Origin of the sequence: Paenibacillus sp. GbtcB18, from assembly GCF_019091125.1 — a bacterium.
Taxonomy (GTDB): Bacteria; Bacillota; Bacilli; order Paenibacillales; family NBRC-103111; genus Paenibacillus_F; species Paenibacillus_F chitinolyticus.
In genome coordinates, this window is record NZ_JAGXJX010000006.1 from 94,286 (window position 1) to 111,451 (window position 17,166).

Genomic DNA, 17,166 nt, shown 5'->3' on the forward strand with positions numbered 1-17,166 from the left:
CACGCAGGCAAAGGAGAGGAATTATGAACGGAGGATTAGTCAGGCTGCGCGAGATTCTGGACGACATCACGCCATCGGAACGCAAGGTAGCGGAATTTGTGCTCAGTCATCCGCATCGAATGCTGGAAATGTCCGTAGCGCAATTAGCGGCCGAAAGCGGCGGCAGCCAGGCGGCGATTATCCGTTTGTGCAAGTCGATGGGCGTGAAAGGCTACCCGGAGCTGAAGCTCAAAGTAGCCGGTGACCTGAACCAGACCGAGGAAAGATACGAGTACCGGGAAATTCGTCCGAACGATTCGATCGACCGGATTATCCACACGGTATCGGCCAACAACATCCAGTCCATTCGCGATACGGTGACCATTCTGGATGCGGATACGGTGAGAAAAGCGGTCGAGGCCCTGAGCCGGGCGCACCGGACGTACTTCTACGGCCTTGGCGCTTCGAATCTGATCGCTCAGGATGCCCAGCACAAGTTTTTGCGGATCAACAAGACCAGCTATTCGTTTACCGATCCGCATCTTGAGCTGACATCCGCCGTGATGCTGAACGAGGACGATGTGGCGGTCGGCATTTCTTATTCCGGCGAAACGGATCATGTCATCGAATGTTTGAAAGAAGCGCGTCTATGCGGGGCAAAAACGATTTCCATCACGAAATACGGCAACAATTCGGTCAGCTCGCATGCGGATTATCCGCTGTACACCTCTTCGACGGAGAACGAAATCCGCAGTGGAGCCATGTCCTCGCGGATGACGCAGCTGAATGTCATTGATATTTTGTATCTGGGCGTAGCCAGCCGGGAGTACGACAAATCCGTGGGCTATCTGGAAAAAAGCCGCGATATTATCCGGCGTATGACTGGCCGCTGAATGGCGGCGGACCGCCCAAAAAAATCCCCTTGAGAACCCATGAAAGCTTCCAGCTTCATCGGTCCCTAGGGGATTTTATTTTTGCTTTCTATTCACTTAGAGAGGCAGGCGCTTGACGCTCTCCCGTTTTACCAGCTCCGTATTGAGGACGATATGGTGGCTCACATTCCGGCCTTCCAGCAAATCTACGAGGAGCTGCGCGGCCTGATAGCCGGACTCGTACTTGTGCTGGTTGACGGTCGTAAGGGATGGCGAGGTGTACGCGGTCAGATCGATATTGTCGAAGCCGATGATTGAAATGTCGTCAGGCACACGCCGACCCAGCCCTTTGACCGCCTGCACGGCTCCGAGCGCCATAAGGTCGCTGGAGCAGAACACGGCGGTTGTATCCGGATGCAGCGACAGCAGCCTGTACATCGCTTCTTTGCCGCCGGATTCGGAGAAAGAGCCGTCCAGGACGCGGGTCGGATCGAACGGAATGCCGCTGTTTTTCAGCGCGTCCGTGTAGCCTTTCAGCCGTTGGATGCTGACGTCCGCCTGGGCGTGGCCGTTGATCATGCCGATGCTGCTGTGGCCGTTCTCGATCAGATGGTTAACGGCGGTATAGGCGCCTTTGATGTTGTCCGAGGTAACATAACCGACATTCGGTCCCTGGAGCGGAATATCGATCAGAACGCACGGGATGTCCGAGGAAACGATCTCCTCCAAGTAGGGATCGTCTAGCCGGATGCCCATAATAATGACGCCGTCGACGCCCCGCTCCTGGCACAAGTTCTTGTAGGACTTGATTTTCTGCTTCTGGGGAGTCGTACTAAACAGCACGAGATCGTAATCCAGCTCTCCGGCCCGGTCGTTCATTCCGCAAAGCACTTCGAAGGCGATATTATCTTTGGAGCTCGCGCGGGTGACGTTGGAAAGCAGAAGGCCGAGCGTCTTGGTTTTCTTGGATACGAGGGAGCGGGCCGCCATATTGGGGCTGTAGCCGAGCTGATCGGCGAAACGCTTTATCTTCTTGCGTGTCTCTTCGTTTACATCGTCGTAGCCGTTTAACGCTCGGGATACGGTAGTGACGGAAACCTGTGCGGCTTTGGCAATATCTTTGATAGTGACCAATGGTTGTTCTCCTTTTATTTAGAAACGTTTTGGACGTTATCGGGCGAATGATTATAGCCGACGTCTAAAATTGGGGTTGTAAATGCTTACATGTTGGCTTATAATGCAATTATAGTTTATCCGAAACGTTTTGGAAAGACTTAATTAGGAAAAAGAGGCTGCGGTCTCGTATTTTTTTGCCTGTTATCCGAAACGCTTCGGATAATCGGATCGGACGAAGTCAACGAGAGAAATGAGGTCATATTTTGGATTACCGGGTGATTAAAGAAAACAATCTGTTTCTGATTACCGATGTAAACGGAGATATAAATCCCGAGACGGGACATGGCTTGTACACTTCCGACACGCGGTTTTTAAGCCGTTTTGAGATCGGAATCAACGGGGAGAAGCCCATCCTGCTTTCGTCGGCCGCGGATGAAAATTACATAGCCGTCATCCGGCTCACGAACCCTCATATGGAGCGGGATGGAGAACTGATTTTATGGAGAGAATCGGTAGAAATCGAAAGAAAGCGCTTTATATATGATGATTCTCTATACGAAACGTTTCGGCTCACAAGCTACTATCCGAAGACGGTTGAATTTGATTTTTCCGTGGCGATGGACGCCGATTTTACAGATATGTTTGTGATCCGCGGCTTCCAATACGGAGAGATCGGGCGCAAAACCGGCGACAGTTTTTCTTCGAACGGGCGGGTCATCACTTACCGGGGAGCGGACAATGTCGACCGGGAAACCCGGATCGGCTGGCAAGGCCCGGCACATACGGTGGATGGCGATGGACGTCTGCATTTTCCCGTCAAGCTTAACCATGGGGAATCCTGTGAAATCGCCTTTACCGTGAGTCCTTCCGTGAACGGGGGGCAGCCCCGGCTCCACGATCCGATGGAAGCGATGGCGAAGCTGGACGCGTCTTATGCGGAGTGGAACGGCGGAAGCACCGGCGTACGCAGCGACCTTCCAGCCTTCGACAAGCTGTACGGCCGGAGTGTCCAGGACCTTCGCGTCCTGCTGACGGACTTGGGCCACGGGCCGTTTCCGGTGGCGGGCCTGCCGCTGTTCGCGGTTCCGTTCGGACGCGACAGCCTGATCGCCGCGCTTCAGATGCTGCCGCTCAATCCGGCTATCGCGAAGGGAACGCTGCTGACGATGGCTTCCTACCAGGGGAAGAAGGAAGACGAATGGCGCGACGAACAGCCGGGCAAGATCATGCACGAGATCCGTTACGGCGAGCTGGCGGGAACGAACCAGGTGCCGTTTACGCCGTATTACGGCACGATCGACGCCACGCCCCTGTTTCTGCTGCTCGCGGCGGAATACTTCCACTGGACCGAAGATACGGCGCTTATCCAAGAGCTGATGCCGCATATCGAGGCGGCGCTGGAATGGGTGGACCGCTATGGGGACGAGGACGGCGACGGCTTCGTCGAATACGTCCAGAAATCGTCCAAGGGCATAGCGAATCAAGGCTGGAAAGACTCGGCGGATTCCGTGGTCCATGCCGACGGGGAGTATGCGAAGGCTCCGATTGCGCTGGTGGAGGTACAGGGGTATGTGTACCAGGCGAAGACGCGTCTGGCTCCCTTGTTCCGCATTCTTGGCCGGGAGGCCGGGGCAGAACGGCTGGAAGCGCAGGCCGCGGAGCTTAAAGAACGCTTCGAGCGCGATTTCTGGATGGACGACGAGCAGTTCTACGCGATTGCGCTGGACGGAGCGAAGACCCGGGTGCATTCGGTGACTTCGAATGCCGGACACATCCTGATGAGCGGCATTGCTTCGGAAGCGAGAGCCGAAGCGGTTGCGAAGCGGCTTGTGGCGGCCGATATGTTCAGCGGCTACGGCATCCGCACGATGAGCACGGGGGCGGCGGGCTACAACCCGATGAGTTACCACGACGGCAGCGTCTGGCCGCACGATAACTCTCTCTGCCTGCTCGGCATGAGCCGAAGCGGCTACCGGGAGGAAGCGCTCACCGTCATGCAGGGGCTGCTGAAAGCCTCGCAGTCTTTCGAGTACGCCCGCCTGCCGGAGCTGTTCTGCGGCTATGACGACTCTCTCGGCTATCCGGTGAAATATCCGGTCGCCTGTTCGCCGCAGGCCTGGGCAGCGGGCACCTCGCTGACGTTCGTGCAGGCGATGCTCGGCATCGTGCCGGATGCGCTGAACCGGCGCGTGACGCTTAAGCCGGCGCTTCTGCCGGACATGAGCGAGCTGGAGGTGGACCGGCTGCGAATCGGCGGCGGACGCCTGCACCTGCTGCTGAAGCGGGATGCCGGAACGGGCCGCGTGGAAGTTAGTGTGCTGGCCAACGATACGGGCTTCGAGCTGGAAATTTTGTGAAACGAATGGGACCGGGAACGGCTCCAAGGAATGTTCCGCACGACGAAACGGCGTCAGCCGGTACGAGGAAGCGCCGTGACGGAACCTTCTGCGGGCAGCTCCCTTTGATTGAATAAATCCGAAACGAATACATACCTGAAGATCATTAGGGAGGTTTACTGTTTATGATGAAAAAATCTTTCGCAACCTTAACGTCTGTGCTCCTCGGATCCGTCGTCGTGCTTTCCGCCTGCGGCAGCGGCGATTCGTCCACGGGAACGCCCGCACCGGGCGGTACGCCGTCCGGCGGCGCTTCCGGCGAGAAAGTAACCGTTACCCTGGCCGGCTGGACGTCAAGCGCGGACGAGAAAGAGCTTTTACAGCAGACTCTAAACGAGTTCGAGAAGAAAAATCCGAACATCAAAGTTAACTACGAGGTTATCGCGGATCAGTATATGGACGTCATGAAAACCCGCCTCATCGGCGGAAACGGTCCGGACGTGTTCTATCTGGACGCTTTCGAAGCGCCCGGCCTGATCCAGACCGGTGTCGTCGAACCGCTGGACGGCTACGTAACGGCCGATTTCGATACGGCCGACTTCGAGCAGCCGCTTCTCGCGGCTTTCCAGACCGGCGGCAAAACGTACGGCTTCCCGAAGGATTTCTCGACGCTGGCGATGTTTTACAACAAGAAAGATTTTAAAGAAGCGGGCATCACGAATCCGCCGAAGACGTGGGAAGAGCTTCAGGATGCCGCAAAAAAGCTGACTAAATCCGAAAACGGCAAAGTAGTCCGTTACGGCTTCGGTGCGGCTCCGGAAATTGCCCGCCAAATGTATATGATGAAAGCGTTCGGCGGCCAGGTGTCGGACGACAAAGGCAGCGCAACGTTCGCTTCTCCCGAAGCGCTCAAAGGCCTCCAGCTCGTGACGGATATGCACAATGTCGAGAAAACATCCGGCGAGCCGAAAGAGGTAGGCGCAGGCTGGACCGGCGAAATGTTCGGCCAGGGCAAAGCGTCCATCGTGTTCGAAGGCAACTGGGCGATTCCGTTCCTGCAAACCAACTACAAGGACCTTGAATACGGCACGGCCGAGCTTCCGACGGTAAACGGCAAAAAAGGCACGATGGCATTCCCGGTCGCTTACGTGATGAACAAGGATTCCAAGCAGAAGGACGCTTCCTGGAAGCTGCTCTCCTACCTCACGGGAAAAGAAGGCATGAAAACGTGGACCAGCAAAGGTTTTGCGCTGCCGACGCGCAAATCGGTCGCGGCCGAGCTCGGTTACGACAAAGATCCGCTCCGCGCGGCTATCGTGGCGGGTGCCGCTTACGCTACCCCTTGGGTGGATAAAGCGACCCTGCCGACAATCATGAACAACTTCAACAACCAGTTCATCGAAGCGTATTCCGGCAAAGCGAAGCTGGAGGACGCGATGAAGAAAGCCCAGGATACGGCCAACAAGGAAATCTCGGCCGCCAAGTAAAGCAAGAAGGGATGAGAGGAGGAGTGGCGATTGCGATGCTCCTCCTTGCGCCCTTTAACTTTTCCGCGAAAGGAAGGTAAGGCTCATGACCGTTCACGCGGCCTGGAAACGGAAACTTCGCAACACGGTGACCGGTTATCTGTTTCTGCTTCCCACTCTGCTCGTGCTGGGAACCTTTTTATTTTTGCCGGTCTTTTATTCGATGTATTTGTCCGTCCACAAAGTCAGCCTGCTCGGCCAGGTCAGCTATAAGTGGGTGGGGTTCGATAATTTCACGCGCATGGCTCACGACGAGCGGGCCTGGATCGCTTTGAAAAATACGGCTTCGTTCGTGCTTTTCGTCGTGCCGGTCCAGACGGCTTTCGCGATCCTGCTTGCCGTTGCGCTAAACGCCAAGCTCAAGTTTAAGAACTTTTTCCGGATCGTATTCTTCGTGCCGACCGTTACATCCTCAGCCGTTCTGACACTGATTTTCATGTGGATTTTCAATACGAACGGCCTGCTGAACAAAATTTTGGAAGCTGTCGGTCTGCATGGCTATAACTGGCTGGGAGACCCCGCCGTAGCGCTTAAAGCGATCATGATGATGAACATCTGGTCCACGGCCCCGTTCTTCATGGTCGTGTTCCTGGCGGCGCTTCAGGATATTCCCGACGCGTTGTACGAATCCGCGATGCTTGACGGCGCGGGCAAGTGGCGCCAGTTCTGGTCTATTACGCTGCCGCTGCTGAAACCGGCGACCTTTTTTACCGTCGTGATGGGGATTATCGGAACGTTCCAGCTTTTCGACCAGTCGTACATTTTCTCGGCCGGTTCGGGAGGCCCGAATAACTCTACGCTGACGGTAGCGCTTCTCATTTACCAGTACGCGTTCAAAAATCTGGACTTCGGCTACGCCTCCGCGCTTGCGGTCGTCCTGGCGGCCGTCATCCTGATCGTTACGCTGATCCAGCGCAGATTGTTCACCGAAGACAAAAACTAGGGAGGCGTACTCATGACGACTTCATCATCCAAAACCGTGAAGGTGCTGCTGTACGCCATCTTGTTCGTCTACGCGTGCATTACGCTCATTCCGTTTCTGTGGGCGCTCTCTTCGTCCTTCAAGACATTGGGCGAGATCGTGTCGGGCAGTATTAATTTCATACCGAAAAATTTCACCCTGCAAAATTACTACGACATCTTCGTCAAAGAGCCGTTGTTCGGCCGGTGGATGTTAAACAGCGCGCTCGTCGCCGTCATTGCCACGGTCTGCAACATCCTGTTCAATTCCATGGCCGGTTACTCGCTGGCGCGGATCGATTTCTTCGGGAACAAGCTGATGTTCGTGCTTATTCTGGCCGTCCAGATGATTCCGGCGCAGCTGACGATCGTCCCGGCGTATCTGATCATGAAAAATCTGAACCTGCTTAATACGTATTCGTCGCTCACGCTGCCGATGATGGCGAACGCCACGTTCATCTTCATGATGCGCCAGTTCTTCGTCAGCTTTCCGAAGGAACTGGAGGAGGCTGCGCAGCTCGACGGGCTCAGCCGCTTCGGCATCTTCTTCCGGATCGCGCTTCCGCTCGCGCTTCCGGCCCTGGCCGCCCAGACGATTTTCGTCTTCATGGGCGCCTGGAACGAATTCCTGAAGCCGCTCATGTTCATCTCCGATGCGAAGATGTTCACGCTGACGCTGGGCCTGAACACGTTCAAGGGCCAATACATCAGCAACTGGAACTACATCATGGCGGCTTCCATGGTTTTCACGCTTCCGGCCCTGCTGATTTACGCGGTGTTCAACCGCTTTTTCATCAAAGGCGTCACGTTTACCGGCGGCAAATAAGCGCCTCCGAATTTTTTGTAAGCCCTCAGGGACCGAGCCTATTCGGTTCCGGGGGCTTTTTTTGCGCGGCAGGAAGAAACTCTACTCCATTCACCCTCTCCTGCTGTCCCATTTCGACGCCCGGAATATTACCCTTCTCTGACGCAAGGGTTTCGTTTTTGTCTCCGTTGTTTATCGCATTTGGATCATTTCCTCTTTAATAAAAGGAGAAGTTTACGGGCGCCCCGCTCCCCTTCCGAATGTCTTCCTTCAAGAAATTTTCCGAATCCTGTAACGAACGGACGCTTTCTGGTACAAATAAGAAGAACGAACGGCAAAAGCATGCCCGACGGATGAGGCTTCGAATGAGGAGGGCGCATGGGGCTTGAAGAGCTTTACAAAGAGATTCAACCGAAAATGTATGCATTTTTCTATGTGAAAACGCAAAGCAGAGAGGCCGCGGAAGACCTGACCCAGGAAGTTTTCTACGAGGCGGTCAAAGGGCACGGCTCCTTCCGGGGAGACTCGACCGTCCGGACCTGGCTCTTCGGAATCGCGAAGCATAAGCTGAGCAAATACTACCGGTCCAAAAAATACGGGCAGGAGCTGGAGGCGAAGCTTGCGGCGGAAAGCCGCGAATCCGTCACGCCGGAGAAGCAGGTGCTGGACCGCGAGGACCGCGATATTTTGCTGGAACGGATTTTCCGGCTGGATGAGGGTTCCCAGGAAATCGTCACGCTGCGCATGTATGCCGAGTTGTCTTTCCGGGAGATCGGACACATTATCGGCGCTACGGAAAACAGCGTCCGGGTCAGATTCCACCGGATCAAGCTCCAACTGCACAAAGAGCTGGAGGGATACTATGAACGATAAAAATACGGTGCGGCACATTATCGAGGACCTGCTGCCGCTATATGAGGAAGGCCTGCTCAGCGAAGAAACGGCCAGATGGCTGGAAGCGCAGACAGCGGGTGACGCCGATTACGAAAAGCTCGTCCGCTTGTCGGCACAAAGCCTGCCCAAGCCGGAGCTGCCGGAGCCGGCCGAAGATTATGCGAAGATGATGGCGAAGATCAACCGGAAGCTGTCCCTGTACCAACTGTTTTTTATGGCGATATCGTTCGTGCTGGCGATCCGCACGTCGCTGCTTAACGAAAGCTTCGAGTTTGTTTTGTGGTACGCCGTGCTCGGCTTCGTCACGTATTTGTTTTATAAGCAGATGAAGATTGTGTTTTTCCTCTCGTTTGCGCCTGTTTTTTTATGGTCCATAGGAGACAGCATTTATGAGATCGTAAACGTTTCGGGGGGCGGTGGAATGGGCATGTTCGTCTTTTCACCTGTATTCGCAGCCGTTGTGATAGCCTCCATTCATTGTTTGTTTGCCTTTATCGGAAGTTTGATGGGGCTGTTGGCATTAAAGATCAGAAAGATGGGGGAAGAGTCCGAATGAAGACACGTAAGAAGAAAAAGGGCATGTATATCGCCATGCTGGTGCTGCTTGGTCTGCTTGTCGGTTCGCTGTATAACTCGCTGAACGGGAATCCGCTCAGCAAATGGCTGGCTCAGCGCGAGCTGCAGCACTTTCTGGCGGAGCGTTATCCGGAGAAGCGGCTGAGGATCGAGAAAGGGTTTTATAACTTCAAGTTCAAGAATTACGAGTACCGGGTGAAGGAAATCGGGGCGGACGCGGATAAAGGGGAGGCGCCGGAGTATGAATTTTCCGTAGGCGGCTGGATTCCCAAGGTAAGGGTGGACGGCATCCGAACCGCCAACCTCGATACGGCTTTAATGGAACGGTTGAGCGGGGAAGCGGCGGCGGAGCTTCGGGCCGCCTTTGTCCGGCGGGTTCCTGCGGTCCGGGAGGTCACTGTGCAGCTTGAGGTCGTCAAAGGACAACTGGCGGAGAACGCCGCCTGGACTCCGTCTCTGAAGCTGGATGAGCCGCTGTACATCCACGTGGTGACGGATGCGGCGGGCGCTTCCAAGCAGCAGGTTGCCGAAGCGGCGGGTGAGATCGCGGCCGTTCTGGACGCCGGAGGGTACGATTACGGGCACGTGACGATCAACGCGAACGTGATGGACAACAAGGCGGGCAAAGACGGCAAAGACGGCAAAGACGGGTACGGCTATGTAAAATACGTCGCGCGCTTCGATAAGGGCGGGAAGGTGAGCGCGGGAGACGTGGAGGAAGTGACGAAATAACGGACCCGGATTTGCATAGGCAATTGCACAATCGGCTGTACTGCTGATTCCGCTGCCGTGTTTGGCGCCAAAATCCTCGAAAAAGCAAGAACGGTCAAAACTCGTCCTGCCTGCCTTGGTATACTGAGTTCACCCGATACGATCCGTTTACAGTTTAAGGGGGAATGAAGCATGTTAAGTGCAGCGATAGGAACGGTAGGAGCTTTTTTTATGAGTTTGGTACGCGGGGAAATATCCGCCGGTGCGCTGATTTGGATAGGGGCGGCCGTTGTATTGGTCATGATGTGCGAGCTGGTGGAAGGCTGGAAAAAAGGAAGGTTGCAGGGAGCGGAGCCGAATCCGCTTACGTTGACCGCAAAGGCGGCAGGGATAGCTCTCTTGTCGGTAGCGGTCGTGCTGGGCAAGTTTCTATTCGTCGGAACTATTCTGGCCAAATCGTTTCTGGTGCTGGGCTTACCCGAATCCAAAGAAGCTCTCGTCTGGTACGGTTCCTTATCGATCGGAATCACGGTTCTTCTGAGCCCTCTGATCAGGAGGGCGGTGTATGGGGAGGAAGCCGGTCTACGAATAAGCTGTGGTCTGCTGAACGCTCTGTTGACGGCGGCCGGTACGGCCTGGTTAAGCGTGGTGTTTCACGCTCCGGTTCAATTGCCTCTCCAAGGGCATACGGTGATCGGGCTGCTCATGACGATTGCGATGTACTTCCTCCTGCTGCTGGAGCGAGAAATGAAGCAGGGAGATGCGGAACAGTTGGAGGAGGAGACCGTGCAGAATCGCAGCAGAAGTGGTTCGGGGATCTCTGTCTATAAAGGTTCTATGTAAGGGGACTTGCGTGTAAGCTGGTTTACGCAGGCGGGGGCCAGGCTTCCGACCCGGCAAGTAAGGTAAGAAAGCCAACCTATGACCGTCTTTTAATAAGCCAAAAAGGCCGACACCGCGGGCATAAGCTCCCCGGGTTCTGGCCTTTTTGTCGGTTAAGATGAAGTTAGAGCAGTCCGTAACGGTTCACCAGCCTCTGCGGTAAATGACTTTACCGTTAGCGTCTATGCCTTGAACCTCTTTGATCCCGACCGTGCTGTTCATGTTGACCTGTAAAAAAGTTCTTTTGTTCTTATCTAGCTTAAAATGGGACAAATCATTTTTGAAATCGGTCATTCTAATTTCCTTTATTTTATCATTGGTGCAATAACCCGCCATGACGAAGTAGGGCTTTTGGGCATCTCCCGCCGTTACCCCGCCTATTTGAAAATTGGTTATTTCCATATCGGGAAGAGATAGAGCCGTTTCCGTACGAATGATTTTCCAAGCATTATCCTTAAACGTGAGATAGGACAGCCCCTCGTGGAGTTGATTGTCTTTTGTAAAGAAGAAATAAACAAACGTATCCTCGCCTTCACGTTTAATCTCTTGAGGTTCAAACTCCGCAAGGACAATCCCTTGGCTTTTTTCCACATCCTGTTTTAAAAGAAGAGTGAGTTCGTTCTCTTCCATCCTCTTTTCGATTTTAAAAGGCTGCTTCTCTACAGGTGAACAGGAAACGGTCAATAAAAAGAAGGCTAAGATACCCCCTTTAATTAATTTCATTGCGGTTCTCCTTTCCCATAAACGGTCACACCTAATTTTACAACATTAACCAATAAAGGGGTAAAAGAAAAACCGATACTGCAAGCAGTACCGGTAATATCTTCGAACCTATGTGTTTTTCGATGATTCACGCTTACTTCATCCCCGAAATCGAATAATTGTCGATGATGTACTTCTGGAAGATCGCGAAGATGATCAGAATCGGCACGACCATGAAAGCCGAACCGGCCATCTGCAGGGCGAAGTTGCTGTCATACTGGCCTTTCAGCAGCGACAAGCCGACGGACAGCGTGTACAGCTTCTCGTCGTTGGCGATAATGAGCGGCCAGAGGAAGCTGTTCCAGCCCGCGATGAACGTCAGGATCGCCTGCACCGACAGAATCGGCTTGGAGATCGGCAGCACGATCTGGGCGAACGTGCGCAGCTCGCTGGCGCCGTCAAGCCGGGTCGCTTCCAGCAGTTCGTCCGGAATCGTGGACATGAACTGGCGGAACAGGAAGACGCCGAACGCTCCGACGAGGCCGGGCAGCACGACGCCGACCAGCGTGTTCGTCAGCTCGATGGAGTTCAGGATCAGATACACGGGGATCATCGTGACCTGTCCGGGAATCATCATCGTGGCGAGCACGAGGTAGAAAAGGCCCTCGCGTCCCTTGAAGCGGTATTTGGCGAAGCCGAAGCCCGCCATCGCGTTCAGGAACAGCCCGACGAACGAGAACAGCACGACGATCAGGGTGTTTTTCAGGTAGACGCCGAAGTTCATCCGTTCGAACAGGTTTTTGAAATTTTCCATCGTAAACGTCTCGGGAAACAGGGTGGGCGGGATACGCAGCACTTCACTTTCCGGTTTGAACGCCGACAGAATCATCCAAACGAACGGAATGAGGAAGACGATGCCGCCCAAGGCAAGCAGGACAAACACGAGTCCTTGGAAAAAGGGGCTTGATCCCGTTGTCCCTGCGCCAGCCGGACGTAATTTTGCAGCTTTTGCAGCCATAAGCTTTTCCTCCGTTCTTTTTACATGTCCGTATCTTTATTCTGAAACCGGAATTGAATGAGCGTAATAAGGATGATGGCGACGAACAGGATAAACGAACCCGCCGCAGCGTAGCCGAAGTTGCTGAGCTTGAAGCCGTTGTTGTAAATGAAAAGGGCCACGGACGTAGTGCCGTCCAGCGGTCCGCCCTGCGTCATGACGAACGGCTCTTCGAAAAATTGCAGCCAGCCGATCATGGTCGTGATGGACACGAAGAAAATGGCGAAACGCAGCATAGGAACGGTAATATGGATCATTTGCTTCCATGTGCTGGCCCCGTCGAGCTGGGCCGCTTCGTAATACGTTTTCGGAATGCCCTGTAGAGCGGCAACGAAAATAATCATGTTCAGACCCACGGCCCGCCACAAGGCGAGGAGGATCAGGGAGATTTTCGCGATCAGGGGATCGGTCAGCCACGGAACCTTATCGAAACCGGCCGACTCCAGCACATAGTTGAACAGACCGAACGCCGGGTTGTACAAATAACTCCAGACGACAGCTACCGCGACTACGTTGGTAACGGAAGGGAGGTAGTAAATGACCCGGAATACTTTGAAAACGCGGGAGGCTCCGTAATTAATGAGCAGCGCGATCCCGAGCGAAAGAATAACGACGCACGGAACCCCGATGATCACGTAAAACAGCGTGTTGGTAATGGATTTAATAAAAATCGGGTCCTGCAGGACGCTGATATAGTTTTTGAAGCCGATGAAATTAATGTTGGAGTAATCGGCTAGACCTGCGAGATCCATATCGGTGAAACTGATAATGAGCGCAATAAAGATCGGCAGCAGCGAGAAAACCGTAAGCAGGATCAGAGTCGGCGCAATAAAAAAGTACGGTGCTTTGCTGTTGCTGAAGCCCTTCATCTCATGTCCCTTCTTTCACTGTCGTCCAGCCCGGTAAAAGGATGGACCGTTAATAGCCGGACCGGCCCCTGCGGGCCGGTCAGCTTCGGGTTATTCCCTGTCCGTACGTTTACTTGTTCAAAATTTGCTGAGCCTGCTTGTTGAAGGCGTCCAGCTCCGGTTTGACTTCCGCCTGACCGCGGTAGATGCGTTCGAAGCTTTTCAGGTAAGCCTGGGCGATTTCTTCCCAAGGTTTGATCATCGGCATTGGCTCTGAAGCTTTCATCTGCTCGCCGATCACTCTATAGTTCGGGTCTTCCTTCAGAACAGGGTCTTCCCAGGCTTTCTTGGCTGCAGGCATCGATTGTGTCATTTCGAGCCATTTCAGCTGGGTTTCCGGTTTGCTCATATAGGCCAGGAATTTCATCGCTTCTTCTTTATGCTCCGTATGCTGGAATACCGACAAGTTGGAGCCGCCCAGCGCGGAAATGTTGTTTTCTTTCTTCGGAAGGACGGCTGTGGCCCACTTGCCTTTCAGCTCGGGAGCCTTATCGTTGATGAGCTTAATCATCCACGGACCGCTGATGAACATCGGCACGATGCCGTCTCCGCTCAAGCCCTGCACAGCGTCGATACCGAGATCCTTCGGCGCCGAGCCGTTCTTGAAGAAGCTGTTGAGATAATCCACGGCTTCCACGAACTGCGGTTGATCGAACAAAGGCTGTTTGCCGTCCAGCAGCTTGGAGCCGTTTTGACGGGCGAACATGAAGGTCAGGGACTGCTCCTTCGGATCGAGCGAGATGCCGTATTTGCCGCTGCCGCGTTTGGTCAGCTTTTGGGCGGCGTCTTGAAGCTCTTCCCACGTCTTCGGCGCCTCGTTATAGCCCGCCTCTTTAAGAAGGTCCGTGCGGTAGTAGAGCACGCGGGTGTCGATGTACCACGGTACGCCTACCGTTTTATCTTCATATTTGGTCGTTTGGATCGAACCCGGATAGAAGTTGTCTTCTTTGATTTCGGGATATTTGTCCGCCATCGGTTTAAGGTCCATCAAAGCGCCCGCCGCCGCGAATTCCGGAATCCAGGTCGTTCCCATCTGCAGAACGTCCGGACCCTTCTTGGAAGCGACCGCCGTCAGCAGCTTGTCGTGAGCCGAGGCCCAAGGCAGCGCCTGCACATTGATTTTGATAGTAGGATTATCTTTTTCGAATTGCTCCGCGATTTTCGGAAGGGATTTCGCTTCTTCACCCATTCCCCATACGTTCAGAGTCACTTTTCCTCCGGACTCTCCGCTGCCTTTATCGCTGCCGCCTGCGTTACTTCCTCCGCAACCCGATAGAACGCTTGTCAAAAGAACCGTAGTCGCAATGCCTGCCGCCCAATTTTTCCGTTTCATACTGTCTGCCTCCCGTAGGAATCCTTATTATGGTGATAGTTAACCCTTAATCGTAAAAGGTTACATGTTAGCTGAACACAATCGAAACGTTTCGAAATCATTATAAAACATCCTGGAACCGTATTCAAGTTCTATTTTGGATAAGAGTAAACCGCTTGCAAAACCCTGATTTCTTTATAAAATCCGTTTGACTTCACTAGAAAAGGAAGGTTATAATTCAAATCAAAGAAAATCGAAACGTTTCACTTGTCGTTCTATGCAAGTATTATGCGAAGTGCTTCGGCACTCGTGCCCACTAAAATTTCTATAAGTAAAAGCAATAAAAAAATCTGCGCGAGGAGGCGGCGGAATGACGGAACAACAGCTGCTGGCTAGGATAAAGGAAATGACGCTGGAGGAAAAAGTCGCTCAGCTGCTGCAGCTGGCGGGTCCTTTTTTTGAAGGGGCGGACGGACAGATTACCGGTCCCATGGCTTCCATGGGCATTACCGGCGAGATGACGGCCCATGCGGGCTCCGTCCTGGGAGTAGCCGGCGCCGCGCAGGTCAAAGCCGTCCAGGACGCTCACCTGCGCGGCAGACCGAAAGCGATTCCGCTCTTGTTCATGGCGGACGTCGTGCACGGATACCGGACGATCTTCCCGGTACCGCTGGCAACCGGCTGCTCCTGGGATATGGAGCTGGCCGAGAAAAGCGCGGAAATCGCGGCGAGAGAAGCCGCCGTATCCGGCGTGCACGTGACCTTCGCCCCGATGGTCGACCTGGTGCGCGATCCCCGTTGGGGACGCGTGATGGAATCGACGGGCGAAGACCCGTACCTGAACGGGGAATACGCGCGGGCTTTTGTGCGCGGATTCCAGGGCGCGGACCTGACCGGCGACAAGGAGCGGGTGGCGGCCTGCGTCAAGCATTTCGCCGCCTATGGCGCCGGGGAAGGGGGCCGCGATTACAACACCGTGGACATGTCGGAGCGCCAGCTCCGGGAGATGTATCTGCCGGCTTACAAGGCCGCTCTGGAAGAAGGCTGCGAGATGGTCATGACGTCCTTTAATACGGTGGACGGCATTCCGGCCAGCGGCAACAAACGCCTCATGCGCGATCTGCTGCGCGGAGAATGGAACTTCGACGGCGTCCTGATCTCCGACTGGGGAGCCGTCAAGGAGCTGATTCTGCACGGGACCGCCGCGGATGAAGCCGAAGCCGCCCGCCGGGCGATTGAGGCGGGCGTCGACATCGAGATGATGACCGCGTGCTACGTGCATCATCTCCCGGCGCTTGTCGCCTCCGGCGAAGTCGATGAAGCGCTTATCGACGAAGGCGTTCTGCGCATTCTGCGGCTCAAACAGAAGCTCGGCTTGTTTGAGGACCCGTACCGCGGCGCGGATGAAGAGCGCGAGCGGGAAGTGGTGCTCTGCGCGGAACACCGACGCGCGGCAAGAGAACTGGCGCAGAAATCGTGCGTTCTGCTCAAGAACGAAGGCGTCCTGCCGCTGAAGCCGGACCGCAGCATCGCCCTGATCGGCCCGTTCGCCAAGAGCGGCGATATTCTCGGGCCGTGGTCGTGGCTCGGCTCGCAGGACGAAGCGGTGCCGCTGTACGACGGCCTGGCCGCGCACACCGATCCGTCCCGGATCACGGTTGCGGAAGGCTGCGGCATCGAGAGCGGCACGCCGGAGCAAACCGCGGCCGCGCTGGAAGCGGCGCGCGGCGCCGATGTGATCGTGCTGGCGCTGGGCGAGCACTCGGGCATGAGCGGCGAGGCTTGCAGCCGCGGAGACATCCGGCTGCCGGAAGCGCAGCTGAGGCTTGTCGCCGAGCTGCGGACGCTCGGCAAGCCGATGGCGGCCGTGCTGTTCAACGGCCGGCCGCTCGATCTGCACGGCCTGATCGATCAGACCGACGCCGTGCTGGAGGCCTGGTTCCCGGGCACCGAAGGCGGCGCGGCGATCGCCGATTTGCTCTTCGGCCGGGCGAACCCGTCCGGCCGGCTGTCCATGAGCTTCCCGCACAGCGTAGGGCAGGTGCCGGTCTATTACAATCACTTTAATACGGGACGGCCCAAAGATGCGTTGGACGCCCAAGAACATTACGTTTCCAAATATCTGGATATTCCCAACGAACCGTTGCTTCCATTCGGGTTCGGTTTAAGCTACACGACCTTCACCTACGACACTCCGACACTGGACTCCGCAAGCATGTCGGCGGAACAGCCGCTGACGGTACGTGTCAACGTGACCAATACGGGAGAGACCGCAGGAGAAGAAGTCGTCCAGCTCTATATACGTGACATGGCAGGTGAGGTCGTCCGTCCGGTCAAGGAATTGAAAGCGTACCGGAAACTGTTCCTGAAGCCGGGTGAAACGGCCGAGGTTCGGTTCGACTTAACCGAAGAACAGCTCCGTTACCATCATTCCGACTTGAGTTTTGCAAGCGATCCGGGAGAATTTGCCGTCTTCGTCGGCCCGAACAGCCGTGATACCGCAGAGCTCCGGTTCCGATTAACGAAGTAA

General features: G+C 55.0%; 15 protein-coding genes. 10 read left to right on the plus strand and 5 right to left on the minus strand.

The window, feature by feature from the left end; all coding sequences use genetic code 11:
* The first annotated feature begins 23 nt into the window (after positions 1-23).
* Positions 24-872: a MurR/RpiR family transcriptional regulator gene (locus KVT34_RS18260; RefSeq protein ID WP_217560250.1), complete on the plus strand. Its 849-nt coding sequence runs from the start codon at positions 24-26 to the stop codon at positions 870-872.
* A gap of 96 nt (positions 873-968) precedes the next feature.
* On the opposite strand, the gene KVT34_RS18265 is transcribed toward KVT34_RS18260, so the two are convergent.
* Positions 969-1,985, minus strand: a complete 1,017-nt coding sequence (locus KVT34_RS18265; protein WP_217560251.1) for a LacI family DNA-binding transcriptional regulator — start codon at positions 1,983-1,985, stop codon at positions 969-971.
* A gap of 245 nt (positions 1,986-2,230) precedes the next feature.
* On the opposite strand from KVT34_RS18265, the gene KVT34_RS18270 reads away from it, so the two are divergent.
* The 8 genes from KVT34_RS18270 (at position 2,231) to KVT34_RS18305 (ending at position 10,618) form a co-directional block, all read left to right on the plus strand.
* Complete coding sequence (locus tag KVT34_RS18270; RefSeq protein ID WP_217560252.1) at positions 2,231-4,324, plus strand: amylo-alpha-1,6-glucosidase; 2,094 nt, start codon at positions 2,231-2,233, stop codon at positions 4,322-4,324.
* Positions 4,325-4,488: 164 nt separating this feature from the next.
* Entirely contained in the window at positions 4,489-5,790 is a 1,302-nt protein-coding gene (locus KVT34_RS18275; RefSeq protein WP_217560254.1) for an ABC transporter substrate-binding protein, read from the plus strand.
* 85 nt (positions 5,791-5,875) lie between these two features.
* The gene (locus KVT34_RS18280; protein WP_217560255.1) at positions 5,876-6,772 is read left to right on the plus strand and encodes a carbohydrate ABC transporter permease; all 897 of its coding nucleotides are present in this window, start codon (positions 5,876-5,878) and stop codon (positions 6,770-6,772) included.
* Between the two features lie 12 nt (positions 6,773-6,784).
* Positions 6,785-7,615, plus strand: a complete 831-nt coding sequence (locus KVT34_RS18285) for a carbohydrate ABC transporter permease (RefSeq protein ID WP_217560256.1) — start codon at positions 6,785-6,787, stop codon at positions 7,613-7,615.
* Positions 7,616-7,972: 357 nt separating this feature from the next.
* On the plus strand, positions 7,973-8,467 hold the full coding sequence (locus KVT34_RS18290) for an RNA polymerase sigma factor (RefSeq protein ID WP_217560257.1): 495 nt from the start codon (positions 7,973-7,975) through the stop codon (positions 8,465-8,467).
* On the plus strand, positions 8,457-9,044 hold the full coding sequence (locus KVT34_RS18295) for an anti-sigma factor (protein ID WP_217560258.1): 588 nt from the start codon (positions 8,457-8,459) through the stop codon (positions 9,042-9,044). Before KVT34_RS18290 ends, KVT34_RS18295 begins: the two co-directional genes overlap by 11 nt.
* Complete coding sequence (locus KVT34_RS18300) at positions 9,041-9,796, plus strand: YfjL-like protein (protein ID WP_217560259.1); 756 nt, start codon at positions 9,041-9,043, stop codon at positions 9,794-9,796. The genes KVT34_RS18295 and KVT34_RS18300 overlap by 4 nt, the downstream gene beginning before the upstream one ends.
* Before the next feature lie 210 nt (positions 9,797-10,006).
* Positions 10,007-10,618, plus strand: a complete 612-nt coding sequence (locus KVT34_RS18305; protein ID WP_254634973.1) for a hypothetical protein — start codon at positions 10,007-10,009, stop codon at positions 10,616-10,618.
* 183 nt (positions 10,619-10,801) lie between these two features.
* Here the strand turns inward: KVT34_RS18305 and KVT34_RS18310 are convergent, their stop codons facing one another.
* The 4 genes from KVT34_RS18310 to KVT34_RS18325 form a co-directional block, all read right to left on the minus strand.
* Positions 10,802-11,380: a hypothetical protein gene (locus tag KVT34_RS18310; RefSeq protein WP_217560261.1), complete on the minus strand. Its 579-nt coding sequence runs from the start codon at positions 11,378-11,380 to the stop codon at positions 10,802-10,804.
* A 133-nt stretch (positions 11,381-11,513) separates the two neighbouring features.
* A complete protein-coding gene (locus KVT34_RS18315; protein WP_254634974.1) occupies positions 11,514-12,377 on the minus strand; it encodes a carbohydrate ABC transporter permease in 864 nt (287 codons plus the stop codon).
* Positions 12,378-12,397: 20 nt separating this feature from the next.
* Complete coding sequence (locus KVT34_RS18320) at positions 12,398-13,285, minus strand: carbohydrate ABC transporter permease (RefSeq protein WP_217560263.1); 888 nt, start codon at positions 13,283-13,285, stop codon at positions 12,398-12,400.
* 109 nt (positions 13,286-13,394) lie between these two features.
* Entirely contained in the window at positions 13,395-14,657 is a 1,263-nt protein-coding gene (locus tag KVT34_RS18325) for a sugar ABC transporter substrate-binding protein (protein ID WP_217560264.1), read from the minus strand.
* 349 nt (positions 14,658-15,006) lie between these two features.
* On the opposite strand from KVT34_RS18325, the gene KVT34_RS18330 reads away from it, so the two are divergent.
* Positions 15,007-17,166: a glycoside hydrolase family 3 N-terminal domain-containing protein gene (locus KVT34_RS18330; protein WP_217560265.1), complete on the plus strand. Its 2,160-nt coding sequence runs from the start codon at positions 15,007-15,009 to the stop codon at positions 17,164-17,166.

Bases quoted from the DNA above. Each gene is read 5' to 3' on its own strand.
- KVT34_RS18305 (WP_254634973.1), top strand. From the start codon at position 10,007: ATGAGTTTGGTACGCGGGGAAATATCCGCCGGTGCGCTGATTTGGATA.
- KVT34_RS18295 (WP_217560258.1), top strand. From the start codon at position 8,457: ATGAACGATAAAAATACGGTGCGGCACATTATCGAGGACCTGCTGCCG.
- KVT34_RS18260 (WP_217560250.1), top strand. From the start codon at position 24: ATGAACGGAGGATTAGTCAGGCTGCGCGAGATTCTGGACGACATCACG.
- KVT34_RS18285 (WP_217560256.1), top strand. From the start codon at position 6,785: ATGACGACTTCATCATCCAAAACCGTGAAGGTGCTGCTGTACGCCATC.
- KVT34_RS18300 (WP_217560259.1), top strand. From the start codon at position 9,041: ATGAAGACACGTAAGAAGAAAAAGGGCATGTATATCGCCATGCTGGTG.
- KVT34_RS18280 (WP_217560255.1), top strand. From the start codon at position 5,876: ATGACCGTTCACGCGGCCTGGAAACGGAAACTTCGCAACACGGTGACC.
- KVT34_RS18330 (WP_217560265.1), top strand. From the start codon at position 15,007: ATGACGGAACAACAGCTGCTGGCTAGGATAAAGGAAATGACGCTGGAG.
- KVT34_RS18320 (WP_217560263.1), bottom strand. From the start codon at position 13,285: ATGAAGGGCTTCAGCAACAGCAAAGCACCGTACTTTTTTATTGCGCCG.
- KVT34_RS18325 (WP_217560264.1), bottom strand. From the start codon at position 14,657: ATGAAACGGAAAAATTGGGCGGCAGGCATTGCGACTACGGTTCTTTTG.
- KVT34_RS18290 (WP_217560257.1), top strand. From the start codon at position 7,973: ATGGGGCTTGAAGAGCTTTACAAAGAGATTCAACCGAAAATGTATGCA.
- KVT34_RS18310 (WP_217560261.1), bottom strand. From the start codon at position 11,380: ATGAAATTAATTAAAGGGGGTATCTTAGCCTTCTTTTTATTGACCGTT.
- KVT34_RS18275 (WP_217560254.1), top strand. From the start codon at position 4,489: ATGATGAAAAAATCTTTCGCAACCTTAACGTCTGTGCTCCTCGGATCC.
- KVT34_RS18315 (WP_254634974.1), bottom strand. From the start codon at position 12,377: ATGGCTGCAAAAGCTGCAAAATTACGTCCGGCTGGCGCAGGGACAACG.